The sequence below is a fragment of the Streptomyces ureilyticus genome (assembly GCF_011045025.1).
Lineage (GTDB): Bacteria > Actinomycetota > Actinomycetes > Streptomycetales > Streptomycetaceae > Streptomyces > Streptomyces ureilyticus.
Genome location: NZ_JAAKZX010000063.1, coordinates 1 through 26,156 on the forward strand (window position 1 = coordinate 1; position 26,156 = coordinate 26,156).

Annotated in this window: 22 protein-coding genes; 8 read left to right on the forward strand and 14 right to left on the reverse strand. The window is 70.7% G+C overall.

The window, feature by feature from the left end:
* Nucleotides 1–210 precede the first annotated feature (210 nt).
* The 3 genes from G6048_RS20700 to G6048_RS20710 are packed head-to-tail and all read right to left on the reverse strand — an operon-like array spanning nucleotide 211 to nucleotide 3,366.
* The gene (locus G6048_RS20700; RefSeq protein ID WP_165341059.1) at nucleotides 211–1,260 is read right to left on the reverse strand and encodes a Zn-dependent alcohol dehydrogenase; all 1,050 of its coding nucleotides are present in this window, start codon (nucleotides 1,258–1,260) and stop codon (nucleotides 211–213) included.
* Between the two features lie 9 nt (nucleotides 1,261–1,269).
* Nucleotides 1,270–2,427 carry an acyl-CoA dehydrogenase family protein gene (locus G6048_RS20705; RefSeq protein WP_165341060.1) on the reverse strand — a complete coding sequence of 386 codons (1,158 nt, stop codon included), beginning with the start codon at nucleotides 2,425–2,427 and terminating at the stop codon, nucleotides 1,270–1,272.
* A 24-nt stretch (nucleotides 2,428–2,451) separates the two neighbouring features.
* On the reverse strand, nucleotides 2,452–3,366 hold the full coding sequence (locus G6048_RS20710; RefSeq protein WP_165341061.1) for an SDR family oxidoreductase: 915 nt from the start codon (nucleotides 3,364–3,366) through the stop codon (nucleotides 2,452–2,454).
* Nucleotides 3,367–3,470: 104 nt separating this feature from the next.
* On the opposite strand from G6048_RS20710, the gene G6048_RS20715 reads away from it, so the two are divergent.
* Complete coding sequence (locus G6048_RS20715) at nucleotides 3,471–4,397, forward strand: cyclase family protein (RefSeq protein WP_165341062.1); 927 nt, start codon at nucleotides 3,471–3,473, stop codon at nucleotides 4,395–4,397.
* A 458-nt stretch (nucleotides 4,398–4,855) separates the two neighbouring features.
* Here the strand turns inward: G6048_RS20715 and G6048_RS20720 are convergent, their stop codons facing one another.
* The 4 genes from G6048_RS20720 to G6048_RS20735 all read right to left on the reverse strand — a co-directional run bounded on the left by G6048_RS20720 (nucleotide 4,856) and on the right by G6048_RS20735 (nucleotide 9,184).
* Nucleotides 4,856–5,413, reverse strand: coding sequence for an ATP-binding protein (locus G6048_RS20720; protein ID WP_408056149.1), 558 nt, complete (start codon nucleotides 5,411–5,413; stop codon nucleotides 4,856–4,858).
* Nucleotides 5,414–5,899: 486 nt separating this feature from the next.
* Nucleotides 5,900–6,775 carry an acyl-CoA dehydrogenase family protein gene (locus G6048_RS20725; RefSeq protein ID WP_165341063.1) on the reverse strand — a complete coding sequence of 292 codons (876 nt, stop codon included), beginning with the start codon at nucleotides 6,773–6,775 and terminating at the stop codon, nucleotides 5,900–5,902.
* Between the two features lie 9 nt (nucleotides 6,776–6,784).
* Entirely contained in the window at nucleotides 6,785–7,975 is a 1,191-nt protein-coding gene (locus G6048_RS20730; protein WP_165341064.1) for an acyl-CoA dehydrogenase, read from the reverse strand.
* A 15-nt stretch (nucleotides 7,976–7,990) separates the two neighbouring features.
* Nucleotides 7,991–9,184, reverse strand: coding sequence for an amidohydrolase family protein (locus G6048_RS20735; protein WP_165341065.1), 1,194 nt, complete (start codon nucleotides 9,182–9,184; stop codon nucleotides 7,991–7,993).
* A gap of 160 nt (nucleotides 9,185–9,344) precedes the next feature.
* Between G6048_RS20735 and G6048_RS20740 the strand changes: the two genes are divergently transcribed.
* Nucleotides 9,345–10,916 carry a class I adenylate-forming enzyme family protein gene (locus tag G6048_RS20740; RefSeq protein WP_165341066.1) on the forward strand — a complete coding sequence of 524 codons (1,572 nt, stop codon included), beginning with the start codon at nucleotides 9,345–9,347 and terminating at the stop codon, nucleotides 10,914–10,916.
* Here G6048_RS20740 and G6048_RS20745 read toward each other — a convergent pair.
* Both G6048_RS20745 and G6048_RS20750 read right to left on the reverse strand, forming a co-directional pair.
* On the reverse strand, nucleotides 10,900–11,412 hold the full coding sequence (locus G6048_RS20745; RefSeq protein WP_165341067.1) for an EF-hand domain-containing protein: 513 nt from the start codon (nucleotides 11,410–11,412) through the stop codon (nucleotides 10,900–10,902). The genes G6048_RS20740 and G6048_RS20745 overlap by 17 nt on opposite strands.
* A 225-nt stretch (nucleotides 11,413–11,637) precedes the next feature.
* Complete coding sequence (locus G6048_RS20750) at nucleotides 11,638–12,012, reverse strand: STAS domain-containing protein (RefSeq protein WP_165341068.1); 375 nt, start codon at nucleotides 12,010–12,012, stop codon at nucleotides 11,638–11,640.
* Nucleotides 12,013–12,475: 463 nt separating this feature from the next.
* On the opposite strand from G6048_RS20750, the gene G6048_RS20755 reads away from it, so the two are divergent.
* A complete protein-coding gene (locus G6048_RS20755; RefSeq protein WP_165341069.1) occupies nucleotides 12,476–13,054 on the forward strand; it encodes an RNA polymerase sigma factor in 579 nt (192 codons plus the stop codon).
* 158 nt (nucleotides 13,055–13,212) lie between these two features.
* Nucleotides 13,213–14,529: a zf-HC2 domain-containing protein gene (locus G6048_RS20760; RefSeq protein ID WP_408056150.1), complete on the forward strand. Its 1,317-nt coding sequence runs from the start codon at nucleotides 13,213–13,215 to the stop codon at nucleotides 14,527–14,529.
* 43 nt (nucleotides 14,530–14,572) lie between these two features.
* Here the strand turns inward: G6048_RS20760 and purU are convergent, their stop codons facing one another.
* Nucleotides 14,573–15,445: a formyltetrahydrofolate deformylase gene (gene purU, locus G6048_RS20765; protein WP_165341070.1), complete on the reverse strand. Its 873-nt coding sequence runs from the start codon at nucleotides 15,443–15,445 to the stop codon at nucleotides 14,573–14,575.
* Between the two features lie 127 nt (nucleotides 15,446–15,572).
* Nucleotides 15,573–16,073: an SCO4402 family protein gene (locus G6048_RS20770; protein WP_165341071.1), complete on the reverse strand. Its 501-nt coding sequence runs from the start codon at nucleotides 16,071–16,073 to the stop codon at nucleotides 15,573–15,575.
* 118 nt (nucleotides 16,074–16,191) lie between these two features.
* Between G6048_RS20770 and G6048_RS20775 the strand changes: the two genes are divergently transcribed.
* Nucleotides 16,192–17,490, forward strand: coding sequence for an ABC transporter substrate-binding protein (locus tag G6048_RS20775; protein WP_165341072.1), 1,299 nt, complete (start codon nucleotides 16,192–16,194; stop codon nucleotides 17,488–17,490).
* Nucleotides 17,491–17,602: 112 nt separating this feature from the next.
* On the opposite strand, the gene G6048_RS51880 is transcribed toward G6048_RS20775, so the two are convergent.
* Nucleotides 17,603–19,996: a hypothetical protein gene (locus G6048_RS51880; RefSeq protein WP_206341843.1), complete on the reverse strand. Its 2,394-nt coding sequence runs from the start codon at nucleotides 19,994–19,996 to the stop codon at nucleotides 17,603–17,605.
* Between the two features lie 148 nt (nucleotides 19,997–20,144).
* On the reverse strand, nucleotides 20,145–21,530 hold the full coding sequence (locus G6048_RS20785; RefSeq protein WP_165341073.1) for a transcriptional regulator: 1,386 nt from the start codon (nucleotides 21,528–21,530) through the stop codon (nucleotides 20,145–20,147).
* A gap of 323 nt (nucleotides 21,531–21,853) precedes the next feature.
* On the opposite strand from G6048_RS20785, the gene G6048_RS20790 reads away from it, so the two are divergent.
* Genes G6048_RS20790 through G6048_RS20800 form a run of 3 tightly spaced genes read left to right on the forward strand, consistent with a single transcriptional unit; the run spans nucleotide 21,854 to nucleotide 24,957 of the window.
* Nucleotides 21,854–22,525 carry a bifunctional DNA primase/polymerase gene (locus tag G6048_RS20790; RefSeq protein WP_165341074.1) on the forward strand — a complete coding sequence of 224 codons (672 nt, stop codon included), beginning with the start codon at nucleotides 21,854–21,856 and terminating at the stop codon, nucleotides 22,523–22,525.
* A gap of 36 nt (nucleotides 22,526–22,561) precedes the next feature.
* Nucleotides 22,562–23,353, forward strand: a complete 792-nt coding sequence (locus tag G6048_RS20795; RefSeq protein ID WP_165341075.1) for an ABC transporter ATP-binding protein — start codon at nucleotides 22,562–22,564, stop codon at nucleotides 23,351–23,353.
* Nucleotides 23,350–24,957 (forward strand): transporter, encoded by a 1,608-nt coding sequence (locus tag G6048_RS20800; RefSeq protein ID WP_165341076.1) that lies wholly within the window; start codon nucleotides 23,350–23,352, stop codon nucleotides 24,955–24,957. Before G6048_RS20795 ends, G6048_RS20800 begins: the two co-directional genes overlap by 4 nt.
* A 98-nt stretch (nucleotides 24,958–25,055) precedes the next feature.
* On the opposite strand, the gene G6048_RS20805 is transcribed toward G6048_RS20800, so the two are convergent.
* Complete coding sequence (locus G6048_RS20805) at nucleotides 25,056–25,916, reverse strand: alpha/beta fold hydrolase (protein WP_165341077.1); 861 nt, start codon at nucleotides 25,914–25,916, stop codon at nucleotides 25,056–25,058.
* Nucleotides 25,917–26,156: the final 240 nt, after the last annotated feature.

The window sequence follows — 26,156 nt, forward strand, 5'->3', positions numbered from 1 at the left end:
CCGAACCTGGCACAGGTCGCCCCCTATCTCGCGGAAATCGACGAAGAGGACCAGTTCGAGACCGCGATCGGCCTGTTCCTCGACGCCGTGGAGCTCCGCGCGCAGCGCGCCCGCGCAGCCCGCGCAGCCCGCGCAGAAGGCAGCGAACACACGGAGAACTGACGCCTCGCCGGGCAACAGGGCACTTGGCGAGACCGCGCAGCCCGGCCCTCAGAACGTCAGCACCCCCCGCGCCACCCGCCCCGCCTCCGCGTCCGCCTTAGCCTTCTCGAAGTCCTCGATCGCGTACGTCGCCGTCACCAGCTCGTCCAGCAGCAGGCGGCCTTCGCGGTACAGCTGGGCGTACAGGGCGATGTCGCGTTGTGGGCGCGAGGAGCCGTAGCGGCAGCCCAGGATCGACTTGTCCAGGTACATCGAGGAGACGAGGAAGGACGCCTCCGCGGTCGCGGGCGGGACGCCGAGCAGGATTGCCTGGCCGTGGCGGTCGAGCAGGTCGATGGCCTGGCGGATGAGTTCGACTCGGCCCACGCACTCGAAGGCGTGGTCCGCGCCCGTCGGGAGGATGTCCCGCACACCCTCCGTCGACGTGAGGAAGTGCGTCGCGCCGAACTGCCGCGCCGCCGCCTCCTTCGCCGGGTTCGCGTCCACGGCGACGATCGTGGACGCGCCCGCGATACGGGCACCCTGGAGCACGTTCAGCCCGATCCCGCCCGTACCGATCACCACCACGCTGTCCCCGTGGTCCACGCGCGCGCGGTTCAGCACCGCGCCCACGCCCGTGAGCACCCCGCAGCCGATCAGGGCGGCGGAGGACAGCGGGATGTCGTCGGGGATGCGGACCGCCTGGACGGCCTTCACCACGGTGCGTTCCGCGAAGGCCGAGTTGGACGCGAACTGGTACACCGGCCGGCCGTCCCGCGTGAACGGCTGCTTCGGCCGCCCGATCGCCTTGCGGCACATCGTCGGCCGGCCTCGGTCGCACTCCGCGCAGGCACCACAGTTCGCGAGCGTGGAGAGCGAGACATGGTCGCCGGGCCGGACATGCGTGACACCCGCGCCCACCGCCTCGACCACACCCGCGCCCTCATGCCCGAGCACCACGGGAACGGGGAACGGAATGGTCCCGTCCACCACCGAGAGGTCGCTGTGGCACAGCCCGGCCGCCGAGATCGCCACTTGCACCTCACCCGGCCCCACGTCCCGTATCTCCAGGTCGTCCGCGACCTGAGCCTGCTTCCCGTCGAAGATCACGCCCCGCATATGGCCACCTCAGCCCTTCGGTTCCCTCGGCAGGCCGAGCACCCGCTCGGCGATGATGGTGCGCTGGATCTCGTCCGAGCCGCCGTAGATGGTGTCGGCCCGGCTGAACAGGAACAGGTGTTGCAGGGCGTCCAGTTCGTACGGTGCTGAAGGCGCCCAGTCCGCAGGCCCGACCGTCGCCTCGGCGCCCCGTACCTGCATCGCCAGCTCCCCGAGCCGCTGATGCCAGCGACCCCACAGCAGCTTGGCGACACTGGGAGCCCCGGCGTCCGCAGCAGCCCCTGGCCCCCAACTGCCCAGAGTCCGCAACGCGTTCCACCGCATGGTCCGCAGCTCGGCCCACTGCCGCACCAGACGATCGCGTACGACGGGATCGTCCGCCGCGCCCGTGGCGATCGCCTTCTCCAGGATCCGCCCCAACTCCTGCGCGAAGCCCACCTGCTGGGCCAGCGTCGAGACCCCCCGCTCGAAGCCGAGCAGCCCCATGGCGACCCGCCAGCCCTGCCCCTCACCGCCGACAACGTGCTCCACGCGCGCGTGCGCCCCGTCGAAGAAGACCTCGTTGAACTCGCTGGTCCCGGTCATCTGCCGGATCGGCCGCACCTCGATCCGCCCCGGCTGATCCATCGGAACCAGCAGAAAGCTCAGCCCGTGGTGCCGCCGCGATCCCGGCTCGGTACGGGCCAGCACGAAGCACCAGTCCGCCTCATGGGCGAGGGAGGTCCAGATCTTCTGGCCGGTCACCCGGTACGAAGCCCCGTCGCGTACGGCAGCGGTGCGCACCCCGGCGAGATCCGAGCCCGCCCCCGGCTCGCTGTACCCCTGGCACCACAGTTCCTCACCACGGGCGACCGGCGGCAGAAAGCGGCTCTTCTGTTCCTCGGAACCGTGCGCGAGGAGCGTCGGGGCCAGCAGGTTCTCGCCGATGTGCCCCGACCGGGCGGGCGCGCGGGAGCGGGCGTACTCCTCGGCCCAGACGACCTGTTGGACGAGACTCGCCGTGCGATTGCCGTATCCGCCGGCACCCCATCCGAGCCCGATCCACCCGTCCCGCCCGAGCTCCCGCTCCCACTCCCGGCGGGGCGGGTCACCGACGAGGTGCGTACGCAGCCAGGCTCGTACCTCACTTCGGAAGGCTTCGTCCTCGGCGCCGAACCCGAACTCCATGCTTCCCTCCCATCCCCGGCCGTCCTACGCGTTCGGCCGTGTCTTCTCCGAAGCCGCCCTGGCCATCGCCTCCAACTGCTCCAGCATCGGCATCGGATCCACCCCCACCGTCCCCGGCAGAAAGTCCGCGATCCGCTCCGGAGTCCAGGGCGTGCCCTCCGCGTATGCCGCCCGCAGCTCCCTCGGCTGTGCCCACACCGCGATCTTGGGCCCGGCGATCGTGTAGACCTGACCGGTGATGCCCTCGTCGCGGGCCCGGGCCGACAGCAGGTAGACGACCAGTGCGGCCACGTCCTCGGGTTCGCCGATCTCCTTGAGCTCCATGGGTACGTTCGCCGACATGCGCGTACGCGCGACAGGTGCCACCGCGTTGGCGGTCACCCCGTACTTGTGCAGGCCGAGTGCGGCGCTCCGTACCAGCGAGATGATCCCGCCCTTCGCCGCGCTGTAGTTGGCCTGGGAGACGGACCCTTGGTGGTTGCCGCTGGTGAAGCCGATCAGCGCGCCCGAACCCTGTTTCCGCATCACCGCGGAGGCGGCCCGGAAGACCGTGAACGTGCCCTTCAGGTGGGTGGCGAGGACGGGGTCCCACTCGTCCTCGGACATGTTGAACAGCATCCGTTCGCGCAGGATCCCGGCCACGCAGACGACGCCGTCGAGCCGCCCGTACGACGACAGCGCGGTGTCGACGACGCGCTGTCCGCCCGCCATCGTCGAGATGTCGTCGGCGACGGCGACCGCGTCACCTCCGGCCGCCAGGATCTCCTTCACCACGGCATCGGCGACTTCGCTCGTCGGTGAACCGCCGTCCACGGAGACGCCGTAGTCGTTGACGACGACCCGCGCTCCCTCGGCGGCTGCCGCGAGCGCGACGGCGCGTCCGATGCCCCGCCCCGCTCCGGTCACGGCGACGACCTTGTCTGCCAAGAAGTTCCCCACACCGGCCCCTTCCCGTCCCGCAGTTTCTGACGGACCGTTAGATTTGGATTCAGTGTGATTCTACGACCCGTCAGATACCTGGCGACAAGCCCCGGGAGGCCCCGATGTCACTGCCGGCCGAGTTCCATGACATCGCCAAGCGCGTGAACAACTGGGGCCGTTGGGGCGCCGACGACGAGATCGGCACGCTGAACCTGATCACCGACGAGGTCGTACGCGAGGCCGCCGCGACCGTGCGCACCGGACGGCGCGTCCCGCTCGCACTCCCCCTCCAGCAGGACGGTGTGCAGACCGGGATGATCCCGGGGCGCGTCAACCCGCTGCACACCATGGTGCAGATCAACCAGGAGATCTTCGGTCCCGGCACGGTCGCCTGCAGCGACGACGCCGTGACGATGGGGCTGCAGGCGGCGACCCACTGGGACGCACTCACCCATGTCTCGCACTCGGGGAAGATCTACAACGGCCGTCCGGCCGACACCGTCACGGCGCACGCGGGCGCGGAGTTCAGCGGTATCGACAAGCCTCGGCACATCGTCTCGCGCGGCGTCCTGCTGGACGTGGCCCGCGCGCGCGGGACGGATCGCCTGGCGGGCGATCACGCGGTGACACCGGAAGACCTGGAGGCGGCCGAGGAGTTGGCGGGCGCCCGGGTCCGCCGCGGTGACATCGTTCTCGTACGCACCGGACAGGTTCAGCTCTACCTGGCGGGCGACAAGCACGCGTACGCATACCCCTCGCCCGGGCTGTCCGTCCGTACTCCGGAGTGGTTTCACGCGCGCGATGTCGCGGCGGTCGCGAATGACACCCTCACCTTTGAGGTGTTTCCGCCGGAAATAGAGGGGTTGTGGTTGCCTGTCCATGCCCTTGATCTCGTCGAGATGGGCATGCTCCAGGGGCAGAACTGGAATCTCGAAAAGTTGTCCACAGCCTGTGGACAAGAATCCCGCTATACGTTCCTGCTGTCGGCGATGCCCGAACCGTTCGTCGGCGGCACGGGAACTCCTGTGGCGCCGGTCGCCATCCTCTGAACTTCCCATCCACCGAGTTCGCACCGATCCGGTGTCGCACTGATCGGCTGGCGGCGCGCTCCGCTGCCCCGAGCACGGCACTGCGCGCCGCCATCCGGCTCCGGCGTACCCGCCCTGCCCCTCGGACGACCCTCGTTCGAGCGAGGACACCCCGTGGCCCTGTAGGAGCCCGACGCCGAATCACGATCCGCGCTCGTCGAGGGTTCCCGTCACCGGAACCCTCGTCGTCCCCTCACGGCGAATCGCTGACCATAAGCGTGATCAAACGGACACGTCACGTCAACACCTGGCCGGTGACTCTGGAAGCATTGACCGGCGCACTCCGCCACGGTGACGCTCCGCTGGGTGCGCGTTTTGAACGTGCGGGTTCATTGTGGTTGCTCGCGCGCCGCGGCGGAGCCGCACATGTCACAGCCCTGCGCGCCTGAAGGGGCCTGCGCCCCCCTCAGGCGCGGTACTCAGACCGCCTCGTACGCCAAGTCCTCGTACGACGTCGCGCCACCCCTGTACGCCGCTGTGCCGCCCTCGCACGTCGTAGGAGCCGTCTCGCATGCTGTCGTGGCCGTGCCGTGGGTCGAACTGCGGTCCACCTCGCACCAGATGCGTTTGCCTGCGCCCTCGGGGCTCCAGCCCCAGCGGTCGGCCAGGCCGTCGACCAGTGCCAGGCCTCGGCCGCCCGTCTCGTCGCCGTCGGCGCAGCGAGGGCGTGGTGGGCGGGCGCTGGTGTCGGCCACCTCCAGGCGGACGGTGGCGGCTTCGGCGACCTCGGCCGAAGTGCCGTCCCCCGCCCCCGTGTCGGGCGCCGCACCCGGCAGGCACAGACGCAGTACGGCCGGACTGCCGGTGTGGACCACGGCATTGGTGACCAGTTCGGAGACGAGCAGGATCAGGGTCTCGGCCAGTGGCTCGTCGACCCTTATGGCCGACCCGGCAATCCGCGAACGGACCCATCTCCGGGCCCGCGCCACCTCTGAGGGGTCGGGCCGGATCTCCAGCTGCACTTGAAGCACCTGCACCGTTCACACCATCCGAACCGGCGGACACATCGCCTCGTGACCGAGGGCCACGATCATGGGCAAGACAGGGGTCACGGACCGTGACTCCCTTACGTGACAGCATGGTTGACGTACAGTCACCCCAACAAGCGCTTCGGGCATATTCCAGCGCGAAGGAGTATGCGTACGGCATACTGTGCGACGCTCGTCACGGGGAGTCGAACGGGCTGGACCGGGGCTTGATCCCGCCCTGCGAGGGCGGCGCATCGCCGGGTCCGGAGCCACCTCAAGGGCAACACCGGGATGGCTCGGCCTCAGAACCACTCGCATCCCACACAAGGTACCGGAGCTCACCGCTGACTCCAGGCCGTGACGAGTCACACCTCGGACACAACCCGATATCGACGCACGGTAATTCCGGTCTGCCACATTCCGCGGCATCCGTCCGTTTCGGGGTGCCACGATCGGCGACAAAGGGCTCGCGCGGCGGCCGTTCAAGGGACTCGCCTACCGTGCCGCCGGGGACAGCAGATCCTCCGCGAGCGCCTCCTCGGCGTCCGCCGCGCCGCGGCCCCGCCTGGCCCGCATCCAGGCCCGTTTGAGATGAAGGTGCACGTCGGACTCCCATGTGAAGCCCATGCCGCCGTGCACCTGGAGGCAGTCGCGGGCGCCCCGTTCGGCGGCCTCGTCGGCGAGCAGTCCGGCCGCGGCGATGTCGAGCGGGTCGGCCGTGACGGCGGCCGCGTACACCGCGACGCGGGCCACCTCCACGCGTACCAGCATCTCCGCGCACAGGTGCTTGACCGCCTGGAAGGCCCCGATCGGCTGCCCGAACTGCTCGCGCGCCCGGGCGTGTTGCACGGCCAATTCGCAGGTACGTACTGCCGAGCCGAGTTGCTCGGCGGCGCTGAGCAGGGCTGCGACGGGGTCGGCGGGGGCGGCCCGCGGCACCCTGTGGAGGGGTGTCAGCGGGTCCGCCGAGCGCATCGCGACCGCTCCCGTCACGTCCCCGCGTACGACGTCGGCCTCGTCCAGCCACTCCACGAGGGCGCCGTCCACAGCCGCGACGACACGCTCGCCGGTGGCGGCTCCGGGGACCTCGCCGGCCGCGAGGTGGGTGGCCACCAGCGGGCCGGGCAGCAGGGCGCGGCCCGCCTCCTCGAAGGCCAGGACCGCCTCCGGCAGGCCGAGTCCGACACCGCCGTCCGCCTCGGGGAGCCGCAGCGCGAAGAAGCCCGCCTCGCCCAGCTCGCGCCACAGGGTGCGGTCGAGGCCCGGGGTGTCCAGCGCGGCCCGGAGCTGTTCGCGGCCGAAGCGGCGGGTGAGGAGCTCGCGTACGCCTGCTTGCAACGCCCGCTGGTCCTCGGTGAGTTGGAAGCGCATGTCGGGAGGTCACCGCCCCTTCGGGAGGCCCAGGATCCGTTCGGCCACGATGTTCCGCTGGATCTGTGAGGTGCCGGCCGCGATGGTGTACGAGAGGGATGACAGCCGGTCCAGGGTCCATTCGGCGGCCAGGTCGAGCGACTCGGGGCCGAGGACGTCGGCGGCGGTGTCGTACAGCTCCTGCCGCGCGTGTGAGTACCTCAGTTTGAAAACCGAACCCCCGATGCCGGGTACACCACCCGTCCTCCCCCAGTCTCGACTTCGCTCGACCGGGGGGACCCCCATGGATTCACCGACGTTCCACTGCGTGAGCCGCCACAGGGCGCGGAACTCGGCGTTCAGCCGACCGAGTCGGCGTCGCAGTACCGGATCGTCCCAGCGGCCGTTCTTGCGTGCCTCGCGGGCCAGTTCGCCCAGTACGCGACGGCAGGCCACGACCTCGCCGACGAAAGCGGTGCCGCGTTCGAAGGAGAGGGTCACCATGGTCACGCGCCAGCCGTCGTTCTCCGGGCCCACCCGGTTGGCCACCGGCACTCGCACCTCGTCGAGGAAGACCTCCGCGAACTCGGTGGAGCCCGCGAGCGTACGCAAGGGGCGGACCGTGATCCCTGGGGCGTCCATCGGCATCGCGAGCCAGGAGATGCCCCGGTGTTTGGGCGCCTGGGGATCCGTACGCACCAACAGCTCGCACCAGTCGGCGACTTCCGCATGGGAAGTCCAGATTTTGGACCCACTCACTACGTAGTCGTCGCCGTCCCGCCACGCGCGCGTGCGCAACGCCGCGAGGTCCGAGCCGGCGTCCGGCTCGCTGAACCCCTGGCACCACACCTCCTCGCCGCGCAGCACGGGCGGCAGCCAGCGCGCCCGCTGCTCGGCGGTGCCCTCGGCCGCGATCGTCGGCCCGGCGTGCAACAGGCCGACGAAATTGGCCCCTACGTAGGGGGCGCCCGCCTTTTCCGTCTCCTCCAGGAAGATCAGATGCTGGGTCGGGGTGGCTCCTTGGCCGCCCGCGTCGACGGGCCAGTGCAGGCCCGCGTACCCGGCGTCGTACAGCATGCGCTGCCAGCCGAGGTCGTACGCGCGCCGGGCCGGCCAGTCGTCGGGGGACGGCTTCGGGGGCAGCGTGGGGAGCACCTTGCCCAGCCACTCACGCAGCCGGGCGCGGAACTCCTCCTCTTCGGGCGTGTACGCGAGGTCCATGACGCGTCCGCTCGTCTACTTGTCGAAGTCCAGGTCCAGCATGCGGATCGCGTTGCCGCGCATCAGCTTGTAGACCGTCTCGTCGTCGAGGCCCTTCACATGGTCGAGGGCGACATCCTTGGTATGCGGGAAGGTCGAGTCGACGTGCGGATAGTCGGTCTCGAAGGTCGCGTTGTCGCGGCCGACCACGTCCAGCGAGGCGACGCCGTGCTTGTCGCGGAAGAAGCAGCAGAAGATCTGCCGGTAGTAGTACGTCGACGGGGGCTCGGGGATCAGGTCGCGCACCCCGCCCCAGGCGCGGTGCTCCTCCCAGACGTCGTCGGCGCGCTCCAGGGCGTACGGGATCCAGCCCATCTGCCCTTCGGAGTAGGCGAGCTTGAGCTGCGGGAACTTCACCAGGACGCCGCTGAACAGGAAGTCCATCATCGAGGCCATCGCGTTGTTGAAGCTGAGCGAGGCCTGGACGGCGGGGGGCGCGTCCGGGGAGGCGGCGGGCATCTGCGAGGACGACCCGATGTGCATGTTGACGACCGTTCCGGTCTCCTGGCAGATCGCGAAGAACGGGTCCCAGTAGCCGGAGTGGATGGACGGCAGCCCCAGGTAGGTGGGGATCTCGGAGAAGGTCACCGCCTTGACGCCGCGCGCCGCGTTCCGCTGGATCTCGGCAACCGCGAGGTCGATGTCCCACAGGGGGATGATGCACAGCGGGATGAGCCGGCCGCCGCTGCCGCCGCACCACTCCTCGACCATGAAGTCGTTGTACGCGCGCACACAGGCCAGCGCCACTTCCTTGTCGTGCGCCTCGGCGAAGGTCTGCCCGCAGAAGCGCGGGAAGGTGGGGAAGCACAGGCTGGCCTCGACGTGGTTCGCCTCCATGTCCTTGAGGCGCTCCACCGGGTCCCAGCAGCCCGGCCGCATCTCCGCGCGCGTGATGCCCTCCAGCGTCATCTCGTCGCGGCTGAAGCCGACGGCGGCGATATTGCGCTTGTACGGGAACTTGAGGTCCTCGTAGATCCACCAGTCGGTCGGCGGCCCGTCCGGGTCCATCGTGATCTGGTACTTGCCGCCCACGTACGCGAGTTCCCCGATGCCGGCGGTCAGCGGCTTCGGCCCGCGGTCCTGGTACTTCTTCGGCAGCCAGGTCTCGAAGAGGTGCGCGGGCTCGATGACGTGGTCGTCGACGCTGATGATCCGAGGCAGTTCGGTCATGGGTTCAGTCCCCTTCGGCGGGCGGGTACGAGGGCCCGTATCTGATGGACCGTCAGAAAGAAGGCTAGCTCCGCACCCCTGGACCGACAAGGCGGCGCGGCCTACGCTCCTGGCTACCGATCTGACTAGTCGTCAGTTTTAGGCCTCTTGGGGAGCCGTCGTGACTGATACCGCACACGCTCTCGGTACCTCGCGCACCTTCTGGGAGCTCGTCGAACGCCGTGCCGCGCTCACGCCCGGCCGTCCCGTCCTCCTCCAGGACGACCGCACCCTCACCTTCGAGGAGCTGCGTTCGGGAGCTGAGCGGGCGGCTGCCGGCCTGTACGGCATGGGGGTGCGCCCCGGCTCGGTCGTCGCCTGGCAGCTGCCCACGCGGATCGAGACGGTGCTGCTGGCCATGGCCCTGGCGCGGCTCGGGGCCGTACAGACGCCGGTCATCCCCTTCTACCGGGACCGTGAAGTCGCTTTCGCGCTACGGGAGTCCGAGGCCGCGTACTTCGCCGTGCCGGGCCAGTGGCGCGGCTTCGACCACACGGAGATGGCGCACCGCATCGGGGCGCGCGGCGTCTTCGAGGCGTACGACTCCCTGCCCGACGGCGATCCGGACGTCCTGCCCCCGCCGCCCTCCGACGGCGGCGAGGTGCGATGGATCTACTGGACCTCGGGCACCACCTCCGACCCCAAGGGCGTGCTGCACACGGACCGGTCACTGATCGCGGGCGGGTCGTGTCTCGCGCACGCGCTGCACCTGTCGGCGGACGACGTCGGCTCGATCGCGTTCCCCTTCGCGCACATCGGCGGCCCGGACTATCTGGTGATGCTGCTGCTGTACGGGTTCCCGGCGGTGCTCTTCGAGAAGTTCGCGCTGCCCGAGGCGCTCGAGGGGTATCGCAAGCACGGAGTGACGGTGGCGGGCGGCTCGACGGCGTTCTACTCGATGTTCCTCGCCGAGCAGCGCAAGCAGACCGGCACTCCGGTCATCCCGACGCTGCGGCTGCTCGCGGGCGGTGGGGCGCCGAAGCCGCCCGAGCTGCACCATGCCGTCGTACGCGAGTTGGGGGTCCAGCTCACGCACGGGTACGGCATGACCGAGGTACCGATGATCACGATGGGGTCGCCGGACGACACCCCGGAGGACCTCGCGACGACCGAGGGGCGGCCTCCAGAGGGCATGGAGATACGGATCGTGGACGGGGAGGTGCGGCTGCGCGGGGAGGCCGTCTGCCAGGGGTATCTGGACCCGGCGCAGACCGCCGAGGCCTTCGACGAGGACGGTTTTCTCATCACCGGGGACCTTGGGCGGCTCACGGAGAAGGGCCATCTGGTGCTCACCGGGCGCCTGAAGGACGTCATCATCCGCAAAGGCGAGAACATCTCGGCCAAGGAGATCGAGGATTTGCTGCACCGGCATCCGGACGTCGGCGACGCCGCGGTGATCGGGCTGCCGGACGCCGAGCGCGGGGAACGGGTCTGTGCCGTGATCGAGGCGGTCGAACAGCCGTCGGGGGCTTCGGCGTTGACACTGGAGACGGTGACTTCGTATCTCCGCGCGGAAGGGCTGTCCGTGCACAAGCTGCCAGAGCAGTTGGAGGTGGTGGACGCCCTTCCGCGCAATGAGACGCTGCGGAAGGTCCTCAAGTACAAGCTGAGGGAGCGTTTTTCGGGGTCTACAGGGGCCGCATCAGGTAATACGGCCTCTACGAAGGCGTCGAAAACTACTCCGGCACCGTGAAGTAGCGGGCGAAAGCGGTCACGATCTCCGGCTCGGTGATGCGGCCGTCGGCGTCCGCGTCGAGGGCGCCGGCCGCGGTGGTGGCGATGTCGTCGGGTACTCCGAGGACCTTGAGGACGCGCGCGGTCTCGTCGACCGTCATCGCGCCGTCCTGGTCGCTGTCGGCCACGGCGAGTGCCGCGTGGAGGAACGGGCGGGCGATGTCGGCGAACCGGTCCGGGTTGTCGCGCAGCCGCTTGACGGCGCCGTTCACGAACTCCTCGCGGGTGATCCGCTGGTCGCCGTCCCGGTCGGCTATCCCGGCCATGCCCTGCCAGAAGGCCTCCGCGCCGATGTAGAGGGCCTGCCCTCTGTCGGACCGGGCCGTCGTATCGAACTCGGCGAGCAGCTTCTTGGCCGCGCCGCTGAAGTCCTCGCGGTCGATATAGCCGTTGCCGTCCTGGTCGAAGGTGGCGAACCGGGCGGCGATCCGTCGCTCGTACTCGGTGCTGACCATGTTTTTTCAGGCCGCCTTACACATCAGATGGGGTGCGTCTGGCAGGGAGCGTACGACGCCGGGCGCTCCTGGGGAGCGGAAAACGACGCTTGTGCCAAGGACGGGGGAATTCCGCGACAACGCCGTGGCGAAGTCGCAAGGGCGATATTTCAGGGGCAGTCGGCGTTTGCGCGTGACGAAGATCACGCCGACAGAAAGCGTCCTCGGGGATCGGTCCGAAGGTGCTCAGGCCGACAGGGGGCTCGACTCGTCGTCCACGGCCGCGTCGACGTCCGGGTAGACATCGAAGAGGCGGCGGACGCCGAGGGCGCCCAGGACGCGGTTGACGTGCGAACCGTCCACGGCTCCCTGAGCGGGGAGGATGAGACGGAGCTCGCCCTGGCAGGAGCGGATCAGCCGGCGGGTGGCTATCAGTACGCCGACGCCGCTGGAATCGCAGAACAGCACTCCGGAAAGGTCGACCACGAGGCTGCGGCGGCCGTCGGCCACGGCGTCGTGCACCCGCTGTCGAAGTACCGGTGACGTCACCAGATCCATCTCGCCGGACACCTGGAGCACGGCCCAGCCGCCCTGCTCGCCGTCGGTCACCCTGAGCGTCACGCGCCTGCCTCTCCCTCGACGATGCTGACCTCGAACCGGGCCCTGGACCGGGCCCCGAAAGGTCCCTGTAGACCCCGTAGATCCCGACAGGCCCTCAGAGGCCAGGGGGACGGAAGCGGAAGTGTTTCCTACACTTCCCTGGGTGCGCGGCTGCCCCACCTTCGCTCCGTGAAACACCCGGATCCTGAATTGAATTGCGCCCCAGGCGTCCCCGATTCGGTCGTACGCGGTCTACTTCGATCCTGTCTGATCAGAAGCAGAAAGGGTAGGCGCATGCACAGCGTGAGGAGAGCACTACCATCCGCGGCTCTCTCAGGAGCGCGCATTGCCGTAAAGGGACGTGCGCCGTCAGGGCCGACGGCTACATTCGGGAAGATGCCGGGAACGAGGATCCGACGAGGTCCGACGGGAATCCGGTGAACAAGGGACAGGTGCCGGGCACGACCGGGGGTGAGGGGGCCGCATGGCCGACAGGGACGCGCCGCCCCGCTGGGACCGCAAGATGCAGCAGCGGCTCGCACGGGGGGAGGCTGCCGCACTCGGTGAGCTTTACGACCGTTTCTCTTCACTTGTGCACGCACTTGCCTATCGCGTGCTCAGTGACGAACACGCCGCCGACAGCATCACCCGCGAGGTGTTCGCCCACGCCTGGGAGAACCCGGACGCGTACGACCCCAGGCAGGGCCCCCTCCGCTCCTGGATCGCCACGCTGACCCACCGGCTCGCCGTGCGGCGCCTGCGGCAGACCGAGGCCGCCGCGCTGGCCGAGGGCGGCCCGGGCAGCGCGGAGGAGGTGGAGCGCAGGGTGCGCCGCGCCTCGGTGGCCGCCCGCGCCGACTACATCGTCACGGCGATGCCCGCCCCGCTGCGCGCGGCCCTGGACCTGGCGTACGTACAGCGCCGCGACTACCGCCAGGCCGCCGCCGACCTGGACGTCACCGAGGACGAGGCCCGCCGCCGGCTCCGTCTCGGCCTCCAGCTGCTGGCCACCGCCCACGACAGCGGACCGTCCGAGGCGCCCGACGACGGGGGTGGACGGTGAGCGACGCGGACCACTTCGGGGCGTACGACGGGGACGACGGAGAAGAGAAGGGCGACGCGCAGGCCGCGCACGGGGAGCACGCGGAATCGGAGGGGGAGCACCGCGGTCCTGTGGGTGCCCAGGGCAACGGCCCGCCCGGCCAGGACGGCGTGGACGGCGTGGACGGACCAGCCGGCCCGGACGGCGGGGGCAGCGCGGGCGGATCACCTGGCCGGGACGGTGGGCACGGACCGCAAAGGCCGGGGGGCGACTCCAAGGGACCCGGCAGCCGTCAAGAGCCCGGAGGGCCGCTGCCCATCCCCATGCCGCGTTCCTCCGTGGAGGACACCGGGCTGCCGCTGCCCGATCCGCCGCCGGCGCCGCTGCTGCTCGAGCACCGGGTGTTGCAGTCGCTGCTCGGCGCCTGGGCGCTGGCCGCGTGCTCCCCGGAGGAGACGGCAGCCGTGGAGGATCACCTCGGCCTCTGCGGGGCCTGCGCCGACGAGGCGCTGCGGCTGCGCGAGGCCGTCGGGCTGCTGCACAAGCCGGAGAGCCTCGACTTGGACCCGCGGCTGCGCTGCCGGGTCCTCGAAGGCTGCCTCGAGCGACGCCCGCCCCGCATCCCGGTGCCGGACTGGGCGGTCCCGTACGACGCGGAGGCCGCCCGGCTCGACGCGCTGCTCCAGGACTTCGGCGACGCCGAGTGGCACGCGCCCGTACGGCTGCACTGGTTCGAGCGCGACAAGGCCACGAGCCGGCGTACGACCGTCGCCAAGGTCATCGCCCACCTGCTGGCCGTCGACGGCCTCGTCGCCGTCGCCCTCGGTCTCGACGACCCGCTCGGCGACATCACCGCGCACGCGCAGACCCCGGCGGGCCGCACCGAGGCCTTCTGGCGCGAGGCGCACTTCCCGCACACCCGGTCCGTACGGGGACCCTGGCGCGAGCAGAGTCACAACCTCGTGCGTACGGTGTCGTTCGCGGGCGGACGTTCCGGGCAACTGTCCGTGCCGTACGGCGACTTCGAGCTGCCGCTGCGGGACGCGATGCTGGACCGGGCCTTCGAGTGCTGGATGCACGCCGGGGACATCGCGGACGCCGTGGACTATCCGTACGAGCCGCCCGCCCCTCGGCAGCTGCACCGGATCATCGAACTCGGCGCCCGCAAGCTGTCCCACACGCTGGCCGCCCGCCGTCAAGCGGGCCTCGCGGGGCCCGGCCGCGCGCGGCATCTCGTGCCGGCCGGTGCGCCGGGCCGCAGCCTGCGCCTGGAGATCGAGGGCTCCGGTGGCGGCGAGTGGCTCATCCCGCTCGACTCCCCCGGCGCGCTGGCGTCCGCCGACCTCGAAGTGGCCCATGTGGCGCTGGACGGCGTCGAGTTCTGCCGACTGGCGGCCGGCCATGTCTCACCGCTGGAGGCGGCTGCCGGGCAGAACGGCGACCGGGAGGCGATCAGGGACGTACTGTTCGCGGCGGCTTCGCTGAGCCGGATGTAGGGCCCCTTCCAGGTTCCCCGCCCGCGGCTCGGGGCACGTTCGGTCAGGCGAAGACGACCGTGCGCCGTCCGTTCAGGAGGATCCGGCGTTCCGCGTGCCACTTGACCGCCCGTGCCAGCGCCTGGCACTCCACATCGCGCCCCACGGCGACGAGTTGCTCCGGCGTGACCTCGTGGCCCACGCGCTCGACCTCCTGCTCGATGATCGGGCCCTCGTCGAGGTCGGCCGTCACATAGTGCGCGGTCGCGCCGATCAGCTTCACGCCGCGCGCGTGCGCCTGGTGGTAGGGCTTCGCGCCCTTGAAGCTCGGCAGGAAGGAGTGGTGGATGTTGATGATCCGGCCGCTCAACTGCTTGCACAGGTCGTCGGAGAGCACCTGCATATAGCGGGCGAGGACGACCAGCTCCACCCTCTCCTCGCGCACGAGCTCCAGGAACTGCGCCTCGGCCTGCTCCTTCGTGTCCCTGGTGACCGGGAGGTGATGGAAGGGGATGTCGTACGAGGCGACGAGTTCGGCGAAGTCGGTGTGGTTGGACACCACGGCGGCGATCTCGACGGGCAGCGCGCCGATCCGGGCGCGGAACAGCAGGTCGTTCAGGCAGTGGCCGAACTTGCTGACCATGAGGACGACGCGCATCTTTTGCTCGGCGCGGTCCAGCTGCCAGTCCATCTGGCAGGAGTCACCGATCGCGGCGAAGCTGGCGCGCAGCTTGTCCAGACTGACCGGAGGCTCCGCGGAGAAGTGGACCCGCATGAAGAACAGTCCCGTGTCGTGGTCGCCGAACTGCTGGCTGTCCTCGATGTTGCACCCGGTCATGAAGAGGTAGCTCGACACGGCGTGCACGATCCCCTTCTTGTCCGGGCAGGAGAGGGTCAGCACGTACTGGTCGGCCTGGTCGGCGGCGGGCTCGGTCATGCCTGCCAGGGTCCCATATCGGTACGACACGATGAGCACTCGTCCCACTTCACGGACGTGCGGCCCGGGGGTGCGGAGATACGGCCGGAGGTGCGGGCGCATCTACGTACGTGCTGCGTACGTACGGTCAGGCGGACCGGGTCATGATCCGGAGGACCTCGAGCGTGCGCGGCGGTGCGTCCGGGTCCTCCCCGTCGCTCGCCGCCATCCGCACATGCGCGTCCCGGGCGGCCCGTACGGCCTCCGGCCACGCCTGGTGGTCGAGGTACGCGGAGACGGGCGCGTCCGGACCCACCTGGTGCATGATCCGCAGCACGCGCAGTACGGCGCTGTCGACGAGCGCCGCCTCCTGCGAGTCCCGGAAGATCGTGCCGACGTATTTCTCGGCGGACCAGTTGTCCAGCCAGGTGTCCTCGACGAGGCGGTACACGGCGTCCGTGACGTCGCCGTACCCGTCCACGCCCGCGAGCCAGACGTTCTGCTGGAAGCCGGGGTCGGAGAGCATGTGCAGCGCGGAGCGCACATTGCTGCGCCAGCGCCACCACGGCATGTCGTTGAGTGCCATGCCGCCCATGGTGGATGAGCGGCGGCCATGACGGGAAGACTTCTCCGAACCTTGCACGGTCACCGATCGTACGTTCCCGCCCGAAACTGTCCTCGCGGACCCCCGCTATTCACCTTCGCGTAACCGAACGTTGAGGCAAGATCACTCGGACATTTGGAATGTGGCGGAATCGTGCATGCTCATGACCGGCAGGCGTAGCACCCCCCACCGTCTCAGCTCCCGACGCATCAAGGCCAGCATGCTGTCCGCGGGCGCCCTGGTGGCGTGTGCCTCCCTCGCCGTTGGGTGCGGGGTGGTCTCCGGGGTCACGGGGGGCTCCGGAGGCGACACCGTCACCGTCATGACCATGGCGCCGGAGAAGACCAAGGCGACGAACAAGCCCGGTATGCCCGCCATGGCGAAGGCCTATGCGCGCTGGGTCAACAAGGGCGGCGGCATCAACGGCCGCGAGCTGAACGTCATCACCTGCAACGAGCAGAACGACTCGGTGCGCGCCGCCGAGTGCGCCCGGCGCGCGGTCAAGGAGGACGTCGCCGCGGTCGTGGGCTCGTACAGCCAGTACGGCCGTTCCTTCCTCTCCCCGCTGGAGGCGGCCGGCATCCCGTTCATCGGCGGATACGGCCTCACCGACGACGAGTTCACCAGTCCGCTCTCCTATCCCGTCAACGGCGGCCAGCCCGCGCTGCTGGCCGGCCTCGGCCGGGAGCTCGCCAAGAGCTGCGGCCCCGTCTCCCTCGTACGCCCCGACACGATCGCCGGTGACGGGCTGCCGGTACTGCTCGACTCCGGGCTCACCGCCGGGAAGCACGCGGAGGCCGGCGACCTGCGGGCCGCCGACGACGCCACGGAGTACTCGCGGCACGCCAGGCAGGCGATCGAGCGGGCCACGTCCGACCCCACGGGCAACAAGGGGTGCGTGGTGCCCGCGCTCGGCGACCGCACGAACACCTTCATGGACTCCTTCCGGCGTATCACCGACGACTACCCGGCGGTGCGGACCGCGACCGTGCTCGGCAGCGTCGACCAGTCGGTGATCAACGCCACGGGCCGTACGTACGAGGGGTCGTACGTCACCGGCTGGTACCCCGCGTCGAGCGACCCGCGGTGGGACGCGATGCGCGACGTGATCCAGAAGGAAGCCTTCGGCGACAACCGGATCGACGCCTCGGACGCGGGCGTGCAGACCACGTGGATCGCCTACGAGGTCCTGAAGCAGACCGTCGAGTCGCTGGACGAAGGCGAGGTGTCCGCGCGCACGGTGCGGCGGGCGCTCGACGACGGCCTGAAGATCGAGACGGGCGGGCTGACGCCGACGCTGAGCTGGGCCTTCTCGGATCTGATCGCGGCCAGCGGGTTCCCGCGGGTGATCAACTCGAACGTGACCTTCCAGGTGGTACGGGAGGGGCAACTGGTGGCGGCTCGGAAGGGGTTCACGAATGTGTCGCGGATCCTCGAGAACGTGGGTAGCTCCGCTGGTTGAGCGGGTGGGTTCGTTTTTGGGTGCGGGTGCGTTGTAGTTGCTCGCGCGGCCCGCAGTCGCCCGCGAATCGAACCCACCATCCCCGTAGGCGCCCCCGCCCCACCGCCGGAGGTCAGAGCTGCGTGGGCTGGCGTTCCGTCAAGCCGTAGGTCTGGGCGATGGCGTTCCACAGCGGAGCGGCCTTCGCCTTCTGGGTGGTTGCGGTGCCGGATTCGCGGTTGCCCGCCCGGGTCTGGGGTGTGGTGCGGGCCTTGCCCTTGGGGCAGCCCTTCTTGGCGGCGACCTGGTCGGCCCAGGCCGCGTAGTGGTTGTCCGCCGCGGCGGAGGCCTTCCAGGCGCTGTTGAGCGCGGCGGTCAGCTGGGCGTGGTTCGGCAGTTTGTCGACGGAGAGGCCCGCGAGACGGGTGACGAGTCCGTTGCGCTGCTCGGCGGCGTTACGCAGGTCGGTGGCGGCCTGGCCGAGGTTGGTGCAACCCCGTACGGCGGATACGGCCCTGATCACCGCGTCACGGCTGTCGTTGCTGTCCGCCAGGAGCTTGTCGAGGGCCACGGCCTGTGCCTTGGCCGGGTCGGCGGAGGCGGACGCGGATTCCTCCGCGGTGGGGGCGGTGGCTGCCACGGTCTTGTTCTTGTCGCCGCCGTCGTCGCCTCCGCTGTCGCTGAGCATGGCGCCGGCGCCGATGCCGAGCACGGCGATGCCGACGCCCACGGCAGCGATCAGGGGGATGCGGCCCCGGCTGCTGCCGCGGTTGCCGTTGCCATGGCCGCGGCCGCTGTCCGCCGATCCGCGCTCGCGCCGGGCGGCGGCCCGTCCGCCGGGCGCCCCCGGCAGGTCGACCTGCGGCAACTGCTGCGTGGCGTCCGGACCGTCCGAGGCCTCCCGGAAGAGGTTGTCGAACTCGACCGGCGGCTGCCGGTCACCCGGCGCACCCGGCCGTATGCCGTACGCCGCGCCTCCCCCGCCGGGCTGCGCGGGAACCGGCGGAATGTACTGCGTGGCCTGAGCGTCCGGGTCGGCGTCGGCGGCCGGAGGCATGGGTCCGGCGCCCGCCCCTGCGGCCGTGGCGCCTACGGCGGGCATCGGCCCCGGACCACCCTGCCGAACCCGGCCGAGGAACCGCGTCGCCTCGGCATCGGAGGCTGCCGGGGCCTCCGGCGGCAGAGCACCCGGGCTCACCGGAGGGATGTACTGGGTGACGCCCTCATCACCGGGCGTCCCGGACGCTCCGGATGCGACCGGCGGCAGGTACTGGGTGGCGCCTTCGTCAGCACCGGCTGCGGGGGGCAGGGGCGCCGAGTGCCCGCCCTGCGCTCGCGCCGGGAGCTCGGCGGGGGGAAGGGGTGCCGCTTGACCGGCTGAGGCCTGCGAGGGGTCGTACGCGGCTGGTGCCGGGGAGCCTGCGGGGGTGCCGGGCACCTGCTGAGCGGTGGAGCCGACGGGCCCCTGCGGTGCCGGATGCTGGGCCGAGGGAAGCGGCGGCGCCTGGCCCGGCTGTGGCTGCGAGGCACCGTAGCCATCGGGCGTCTGTGACGCGGACGGCTCGGCAGGCCCTTGCGGGGCGCCGTGCCCGCCGGATCCGGGCGGCGCCGACTGGCCGGCGAAGTCCGGTGAGGCTACGTAGCCGCCCGGCGCCTGCACCCCTGCCGGGCCGGCTGGCGTCTGCGCTGCCGGGTTCTCGGCCGGAGGCAGAGACGCCGCCTGGCCATGGGCCTGCGGCGTGCCGTGCGCGTCCGGTGCCTGCGAACCCCCGGGGCCAACAGGCGCCTGCGAAGCGCCGTATCCGGCCTCGGGCTGCTGCCCTGCGAAACCACCCGGCGTCCGCGGTGCCCCGAATCCGTCCGTCCGCTGCGGTGCGCCGTACCCCTCCGCCCCCTGTGGCGACGGGGTCGCGCCCTCCGGCGGGAGCCCTCCCGTGTCAGCCGACTGCCCCGCCTGGGGAGCCGGTGCGCCGGCCGGAGGGGGCTGGTGGCCCCCTTCGCCCGGTGCCGACGGAGTGCCCCACTGGGGCGGGGCGTCGGCGCTCTGCGTCCCGTACTGCGGTGCCGGGGCGGAGCCCTGCGCTCCGTACTGCGGCGCCTGGTCGGGTCCCTGCGCGCCGTACTGCGGTGCCGGGGCCGAGCCCTGCGCTCCGTACTGTGACGTCTGGCCGGACCCCGGAACTCCGTACCCTTCCCCCTGGGCGGAGCCCTGCGCCCCGTACCCCGACCCCTGATCGCCGTTCCACCCCGACGTGGGGTCGGGCGGTGTGCCCCAGCCCGGAGCCGGTGCGTGACCGTCCTGTGCCGGGGCCGACCAACCCTCCGTGTGGCCGCCCTGGTCCTGGCCCGGTGGAGTCTGCGGTGGGCGGCCGGGGCCCCAGGGCTGGTCCCAGGACTGGCCGCCTGCCGGTGTCGTGTGGTCCGGTGGGGTGCCCGGCAGGAGGGGGGCGCTGCCGTCGGACGGCAGCACGATGCCTTCGCGCGCTGGTCGCGGCGAGGGCTCCTCGCCCTGTCCGTTCTGCGTCACCGGGACTCCTACGAATGGGGGACCTACGGAATCGTCGGTTCACGCTACCGGGTCCCCACAATCCGATGCCACGCAGCTCAGGACGTGACTCTGGCCCCACCGCGCACGTGTAACAGAATCGCCGCGCGGGACGCTGTTAATGGCCCTGTTACGCAGCGGCCTGCAGATCCAGCCGCGCCCCGAACTCCCGTACCGCAGGCTCGTCCTGGTACGGCGCCAGCCGCTGCTGGAAGTCCTCCAGGTACTCGGCGCCACGGTTGGAGCGGAGCGTGTCGAGGAGTTCGACCGCCTTCATTCCCGTATGGCAGGCCTGTTCCACGTCACGCTGCTGCACCTGCGCGGTGGCCAGCAGGACGAACCCGATCGCGCGGCGCCGGGCGCGCGACTGAGGATGCCCGGCGAGGGACTCCTCCGCGCACCGCGCGGCCGCCTGCGCCTGCCCGAGGTCCCGATGACAATGCGCCAACTCATCGGCCAGATATGCCTCGTCGAAGTGCGCGATCCACCGCGGATCGTCCCCGGAGGCGTCGTCGGCCGCCTCCATCGCGTTGACCGCCCGCCCCGACGCCACCTGGGCCGCCCGCGCGTCACCCATGAGCGCGTGCCCGCGCGCCTCCGCGGCGTGGAACATCGCCTCCGCGCGCGGCGTCACCCGCCCGCGCGCCCCCTCCTGCGCCGCGCGCGCCAACTGCGCGATCTCCCGCGGATTCCCGAGCTGCGCGGCCAGGTGGCTCATGGACGCGGCAAGAACGTACCCGCCATATCCTCGGTCCCCCGCCGCCTGCGCGAGCCGCAGCGCCTGGATGTAGTAGCGCTGCGCGAGCCCCGGCTGTCCGGTGTCGACGGCCATATAGCCCGCCAGCTCCGTCAACCGCGCGACCGCCGCGAACAGTTCACGCCCGACGGCTTCCCGGTACGAACCCGCCAGCAGCCCGGAGACCACGCTGTTCAGGTAGTGCACGACCACCGGGCGCACATGCCCGCTGCCGTACTGGTGGTCCAGATCCACCAGCGCCTGGGTCATCGCCTTCACGGCCGCCACGTCCGCCGACCCGACCCGCGGCCCCCCGGAGCGCGACACCTGTGCGTCCGGCGAGGAGATCAGCCAGTCGCGGCTCGGCTCGACGAGCGCGGAGGCGGCGACGGACGAACCGGACAGGAAGTCCCGCCGCCCCACATCGCTGCGCCACAGCTCGCAGACCTGCTCTATGGCGCCGAGGACGGTCGGCGAGAACTGCAGGCCCACCCCGGAGGCGAGGTTCTTGCCGTTCGCCATCCCGATCTCGTCGACCGTGACTGTCCGGCCCAGCTTGCGGCCCAGCGCCTCGGCGATGATGGCCGGCGCCCGCCCGCGCGGCTGCTGACCGCGCAACCAGCGCGCTACGGACGTTTTGTCGTAGCGCAGATCGAGACCGTGTTCCGCGCCGCACATGTTGACCCGGCGGGCCAGCCCGGCGTTCGAGCAGCCCGCTTCCTGGATGAGCGCCTGCAGCCGTTCGTTCGGCTGCCTTGCGACGAGCGGCCTTGCGGCCATGGCGTACCCCCTGTGGCTGCGGTGCCTGCCCACGCACCGAGTAGACGTGTCCTCAGCGGCCGAACCTCCGGCTCCCGTGAAAGGAGCGAAAAGTTCCGGCCTCGAAGATCAATGCCCCGCCGACATACCGAAGATGCGGGACATATGAGGATTGCCGGGGTAATGGCTGGTGCCGTCCCCCACACCTGGCTACCCAGCCCCCGCTGTCGTTGCCCGTGCGCGCCCCCACCCATGCATCCATGCGCCCCACATGCGAAAACGGTGCTCCCCCACCGCGCACGCCGGGGCCGTAACGCCAAATAGGTGAGGCAGTTGAGTTGAGCATGGAAGAGACGATCACGAGCACCGAAACCGCGCGGATCCCCAAGCAGCGCGGGGAGACTCTGCAGGACATCGCCGTGCGCTACGCCGAAGAGCGCCACTGGGACGTGTTTCCCGGCACTTGGCTGGAAGCCGTCGACGGGGTGCAGCGCTGCTCGTGCGGCGAGCCCGCCTGCGGCGCACCCGGCGCGCATCCGGCGCGGGAGGACTGGCCGACGCAGGCGACGGGCAGTGCGACCGTTGCGCGCCAGCTCTGGGCGAAGCAGCCGACCGCGTCGATTCTGCTGCCCACGGGCCGTACGTTCGACGCGATTTCCGTTCCGGAGACCGCGGGGTTTCTCGCGCTGGCCCGGATGAAGCGGATGGAGCTGTCGCTGGGGCCGGTGACGTGTACGCCGGATCGGCGGGTGCAGTTCTTCGTGCTGCCGGGGGCGAGTGTGAAGGTGCCCGATCTTGTACGGAAGTTGGGGTGGCCGCTTGCGTCGCTGGATCTGGATGTGCTCGAGGAGGGGGCGTATGTGGCTGCGCCGCCTACGCGGTTCGGGGCGCACGGGCGGGTTCAGTGGGCCTGTCGGCCCACGCCCGCCAACCGTTGGTTGCCCGACGCGGAGGAGTTGATCTCGCCGATCGCTTACGCGTGTGGGCGGGACGTACGGCGGTCGCTCCGCGCGTAGGCGGCTTACGGGACCCCGCCCCGTATCGTGCCCCCCATGACCGAGGGAACCACGGCGGGTCAAGTCGCCGTACGCGTGCAGGGGTTGTGGAAGCGGTTCGGGGAGCAGGTTGCCGTTGCGGGGGTTGATCTGGAGTTGCCCGCGGGGCGGTTTGTCGGGCTGGTCGGGCCTAATGGGGCCGGGAAGACCACGACGTTGTCGATGGTGACCGGGCTGCTGCGGCCCGACCACGGGTCCGTCGAGGTCGTCGGGCATGACGTGTGGCGTGATCCGGCTCAGGTCAAGGCCCGTATCGGGGTGCTGCCCGAGGGGCTGCGGCTGTTCGAGCGGCTGTCGGGGCGGGAACTCCTCGCGTACACCGGGCGGTTGCGGGGGCTGCCCGGTGCCGAGGTCGACAAGCGGGCCACCCAGCTCCTGGACGTACTCGACCTGGCCGGCGCCCAGCACAAGCTGGTCGTCGACTACTCGACCGGGATGCGGAAGAAGATCGCCCTCGCCTCCGCCCTCCTCCACAACCCCGAAGTCCTCTTCCTGGACGAGCCGTTCGAGGGCGTCGACCCCGTCTCCGCGCAGACGATCCGCGGCGTCCTGGAGCGTTACACCGCCTCCGGCGCCACCGTCGTCTTCTCCTCCCACGTCATGGAGCTGGTCGAGTCGCTGTGCGACTGGGTCGCCGTGATGGCCGCGGGCCGCATCCGCGCCCACGGCACGCTCGCCGAAGTGCGCGGCACGGAACGCTCCCTTCAGCAGGCGTTCCTCGAACTCGTCGGGGCGAACGGCCGCGACACCGGCTCCGACCTCGACTGGCTGGGCGGCGGCGCCCGATGAGCACCGTCACCGCTGCCGAATCGGTCACCCCCGTCGTCGTACGCCTGAAGCTGTCCCTGCTGCGCAACGGTCTGCGGCAGTCGGCCGGGCGCCGGGCCGCGTACGTCGCGTCGATCGTCTTCGTCCTGCTCTTCGCCGCGCTCCAGCTCATCGGGCTGATCGCGCTGCGCGGCAATGCGCACGCGGCGAGCGTCACCGTGCTGCTCACCGCCGTCCTGGCGCTCGGCTGGGCCGTGATGCCCCTGTTCTTCCCCGGCGGTGACGAGACCCTCGACCCCACCCGCCTGGTGATGCTGCCGCTGCACCCACGCCCTCTCGTGCGGGCCCTCCTGGTGGCCTCGCTGGTCGGGATCGGGCCGCTGTTCACGCTGTGCATGTTCGCCGGTTCCGTGATCGCGATGGCGCACGGCATGGCCGCGTACGTCACCGGGGTCGTCGCGATCGTCCTCGCGCTGCTGGTCTGTGTGGCGCTCGCGCGTGCCGTCGCGGCGGCCAACATCCGGCTGCTGAGCAGCCGTAGGGGCCGCGATCTCGCCGTACTGAGCGGCCTGGTCATCGCCGTGGGCGCGCAGCTCGTCAACTTCGGGGCGCAGAAGCTCGGCTCCTCGGGCCTGTCGACGCTGGACCCGGCGGCCGAGGTGCTGCGCTGGGTGCCGCCCGCCTCGGCGATCGGCGCTGTGGACTCGGTGAACGAGGGTTCGTACGCCACTGGAGTCGCCCAACTCGCCCTGAGCGCCGGGGCCTTGGCAGGCTTGCTGGCGCTCTGGCAGCGGAGCCTGACGCGGCTGATGACCTCGCCGGACGGCTCCACGCTGCAGGCCGCCGAGCCCACACGGGACACGGCGGGCCGCTCGTCCGGCCTGTCCCGGCTGCTGCCCGCCGGGCGCACGGGCACGGTCATGGAGCGCAGCCTGCGGTATGTGTGGCGCGATCCGAAGACGAAGGCCGCGTGGGTGACCTACCTCGCGATCGGGCTGATCGTGCCGGTGTTCAACGCGCTGCAGGGCACCGGCTCGATCTACCTCGCCTGCTTCGCCGCCGGGATGCTCGGCGTCCTGATGTACAACCAGTTCGGGCAGGACACGTCCGCGTTCTGGATGGTCGCCCTGACCATCTCCTCCACGCGGGACGCGTATGTCGAGCTGCGGGGCCGGGCCTTGGCGCTCCTGCTGATCACACTCCCGTACGCGACATTCGTGACCGTCCTGACCACGGCGATGCTCGGCGACTGGCCCGCCCTGCCCGAAGCCCTGGGCCTGTCCTTCGCACTGCTCGGCGCGATGCTGGCCACCGGCGCCTGGTCCTCCGCGCGCTACCCGTACTCGATCCCGCAGGAGGGCTACAAGAACGCCGCCCCCGGTCAGGCGGGCATCGCCTGGATCTCCATCTTCGGCGGCATGCTCGCGGCGGCCCTGCTGTGCGCGCCGGTCATCGCGCTCACGATCTGGCTGCATGTGTCGGCGGGCGGAGAGGACTGGACATGGCTGCTGCTGCCGCTGGGGACCGCGTACGGCGCGGGTCTCACGCTGCTGGGGCTGCGACTCTCCGCACCGCGGACGGCGGCGCGGCTGCCGGAGATTCTGGCGGCGGTCAGCAAGGGGTGAGGCAGGGGCGCGCCAGGGGTGAGGCAGGGACGGTCCATCGGTGATGCAGGGACGGTCCAGGGGTGAGCCCGAGGTCTCACCCCTGAGCCCCCGTCGTCTCACCCGGTGAGCACGCCGTCCAAAAACGGCTCGATCGCCGCTCGCCAAGCGTCCGGCTGGTCGTAGTGCACAAGGTGCCCGGCGTCGGCGACCTCCGCGTACTGGCCGTGGGGGAGGACGCGGACCATCTCCTGGGACTCGGCGCGGCCAAGTTCGCCGTCGAGGCCGCGGACGACGAGGGCGGGGCAGCGGACCTGGGCCAGTTCCTCCCAGTGTGCGTCGTAGACCCAGGTCTCGCGGGACTTGAGCATCTGGGCGGGGTCGAAGACGGGGCGCCAGCCGTCGTCGGACTCGGCCATGACTTCGGCGTAGAACTCGCCGCGGGAGGGGTTGGGGCGCTCCACCCAGGGGTCGTCCTCGCCGAACCACTTGCGGACGTCGGCGAGGGTGGCGAAGGGGACGGGCCAGGACTTGAACCACGCCTCCCATTCGCGCTGTGAGGCCGCGCCGAGTGCGGAGGCCCGCATGTCGCAGATGATCAGGCCGCGGACGAGGTCGGGGCGCTTCGCGGCGAGCTGCCAGGCGGTCAGTGCGCCCATGGAGTGGCCGATGAGGACGGCCGGGGCGAGACCGAGCTGTTCGAGCGCGGCCTCGGCGTCGTCGACGTATGCCTCACGTGTGTACGGACCCTCGGGGGGCTTGTCGCTCTGGCCGTGGCCGCGCTGGTCGAGGGCGACGGCGCGATGCCGCTCGGAGAGCCAGCGGGCGGTGGACGCCCAGTGTGAGGCACGGCCCATCAGGCCGTGCAGTAACAGCACGCCCGGCGTCCGGTCGACCTCCCCGGTCTTGGGAGGATCGGCGAACTCCCAGGCGGCGAGGCTTACGCCGCCTGCTCCGGTCACGTCGATGCGCCGCACCATACGTTGGCACCCCCCTTGATCCACTCGGCTTCCTCGTCCCACACGAGTCGGCCGCCGCTCCCGTACTGGCTCGTCGTTCCGCTGCTCCTGGTGCTGGTGCTCGCTGGTTGTGCGCGTTGCTTGTTCCTGCGTCCCGTGCGGTGGTTCCGTCACCACGCTATCGAATACGCGTTCGAAAATGCGCTCCATGCACGCTAACACCCCTCGTTTGAGTGACCTCGTTCAGGGATTGATCGCCGC

Bases quoted from the DNA above. Each gene is read 5' to 3' on its own strand.
- G6048_RS20700 (WP_165341059.1), bottom strand. From the start codon at position 1,260: ATGCGGGGCGTGATCTTCGACGGGAAGCAGGCTCAGGTCGCGGACGAC.
- G6048_RS20705 (WP_165341060.1), bottom strand. From the start codon at position 2,427: ATGGAGTTCGGGTTCGGCGCCGAGGACGAAGCCTTCCGAAGTGAGGTA.
- G6048_RS20715 (WP_165341062.1), top strand. From the start codon at position 3,471: ATGTCACTGCCGGCCGAGTTCCATGACATCGCCAAGCGCGTGAACAAC.
- G6048_RS20725 (WP_165341063.1), bottom strand. From the start codon at position 6,775: ATGCGCTTCCAACTCACCGAGGACCAGCGGGCGTTGCAAGCAGGCGTA.
- G6048_RS20730 (WP_165341064.1), bottom strand. From the start codon at position 7,975: ATGGACCTCGCGTACACGCCCGAAGAGGAGGAGTTCCGCGCCCGGCTG.
- G6048_RS20735 (WP_165341065.1), bottom strand. From the start codon at position 9,184: ATGACCGAACTGCCTCGGATCATCAGCGTCGACGACCACGTCATCGAG.
- G6048_RS20745 (WP_165341067.1), bottom strand. From the start codon at position 11,412: ATGGTCAGCACCGAGTACGAGCGACGGATCGCCGCCCGGTTCGCCACC.
- G6048_RS20755 (WP_165341069.1), top strand. From the start codon at position 12,476: ATGGCCGACAGGGACGCGCCGCCCCGCTGGGACCGCAAGATGCAGCAG.
- purU (WP_165341070.1), bottom strand. From the start codon at position 15,445: ATGACCGAGCCCGCCGCCGACCAGGCCGACCAGTACGTGCTGACCCTC.
- G6048_RS20775 (WP_165341072.1), top strand. From the start codon at position 16,192: ATGACCGGCAGGCGTAGCACCCCCCACCGTCTCAGCTCCCGACGCATC.
- G6048_RS20785 (WP_165341073.1), bottom strand. From the start codon at position 21,530: ATGGCCGCAAGGCCGCTCGTCGCAAGGCAGCCGAACGAACGGCTGCAG.
- G6048_RS20790 (WP_165341074.1), top strand. From the start codon at position 21,854: ATGGAAGAGACGATCACGAGCACCGAAACCGCGCGGATCCCCAAGCAG.
- G6048_RS20795 (WP_165341075.1), top strand. From the start codon at position 22,562: ATGACCGAGGGAACCACGGCGGGTCAAGTCGCCGTACGCGTGCAGGGG.
- G6048_RS20800 (WP_165341076.1), top strand. From the start codon at position 23,350: ATGAGCACCGTCACCGCTGCCGAATCGGTCACCCCCGTCGTCGTACGC.
- G6048_RS20805 (WP_165341077.1), bottom strand. From the start codon at position 25,916: ATGGTGCGGCGCATCGACGTGACCGGAGCAGGCGGCGTAAGCCTCGCC.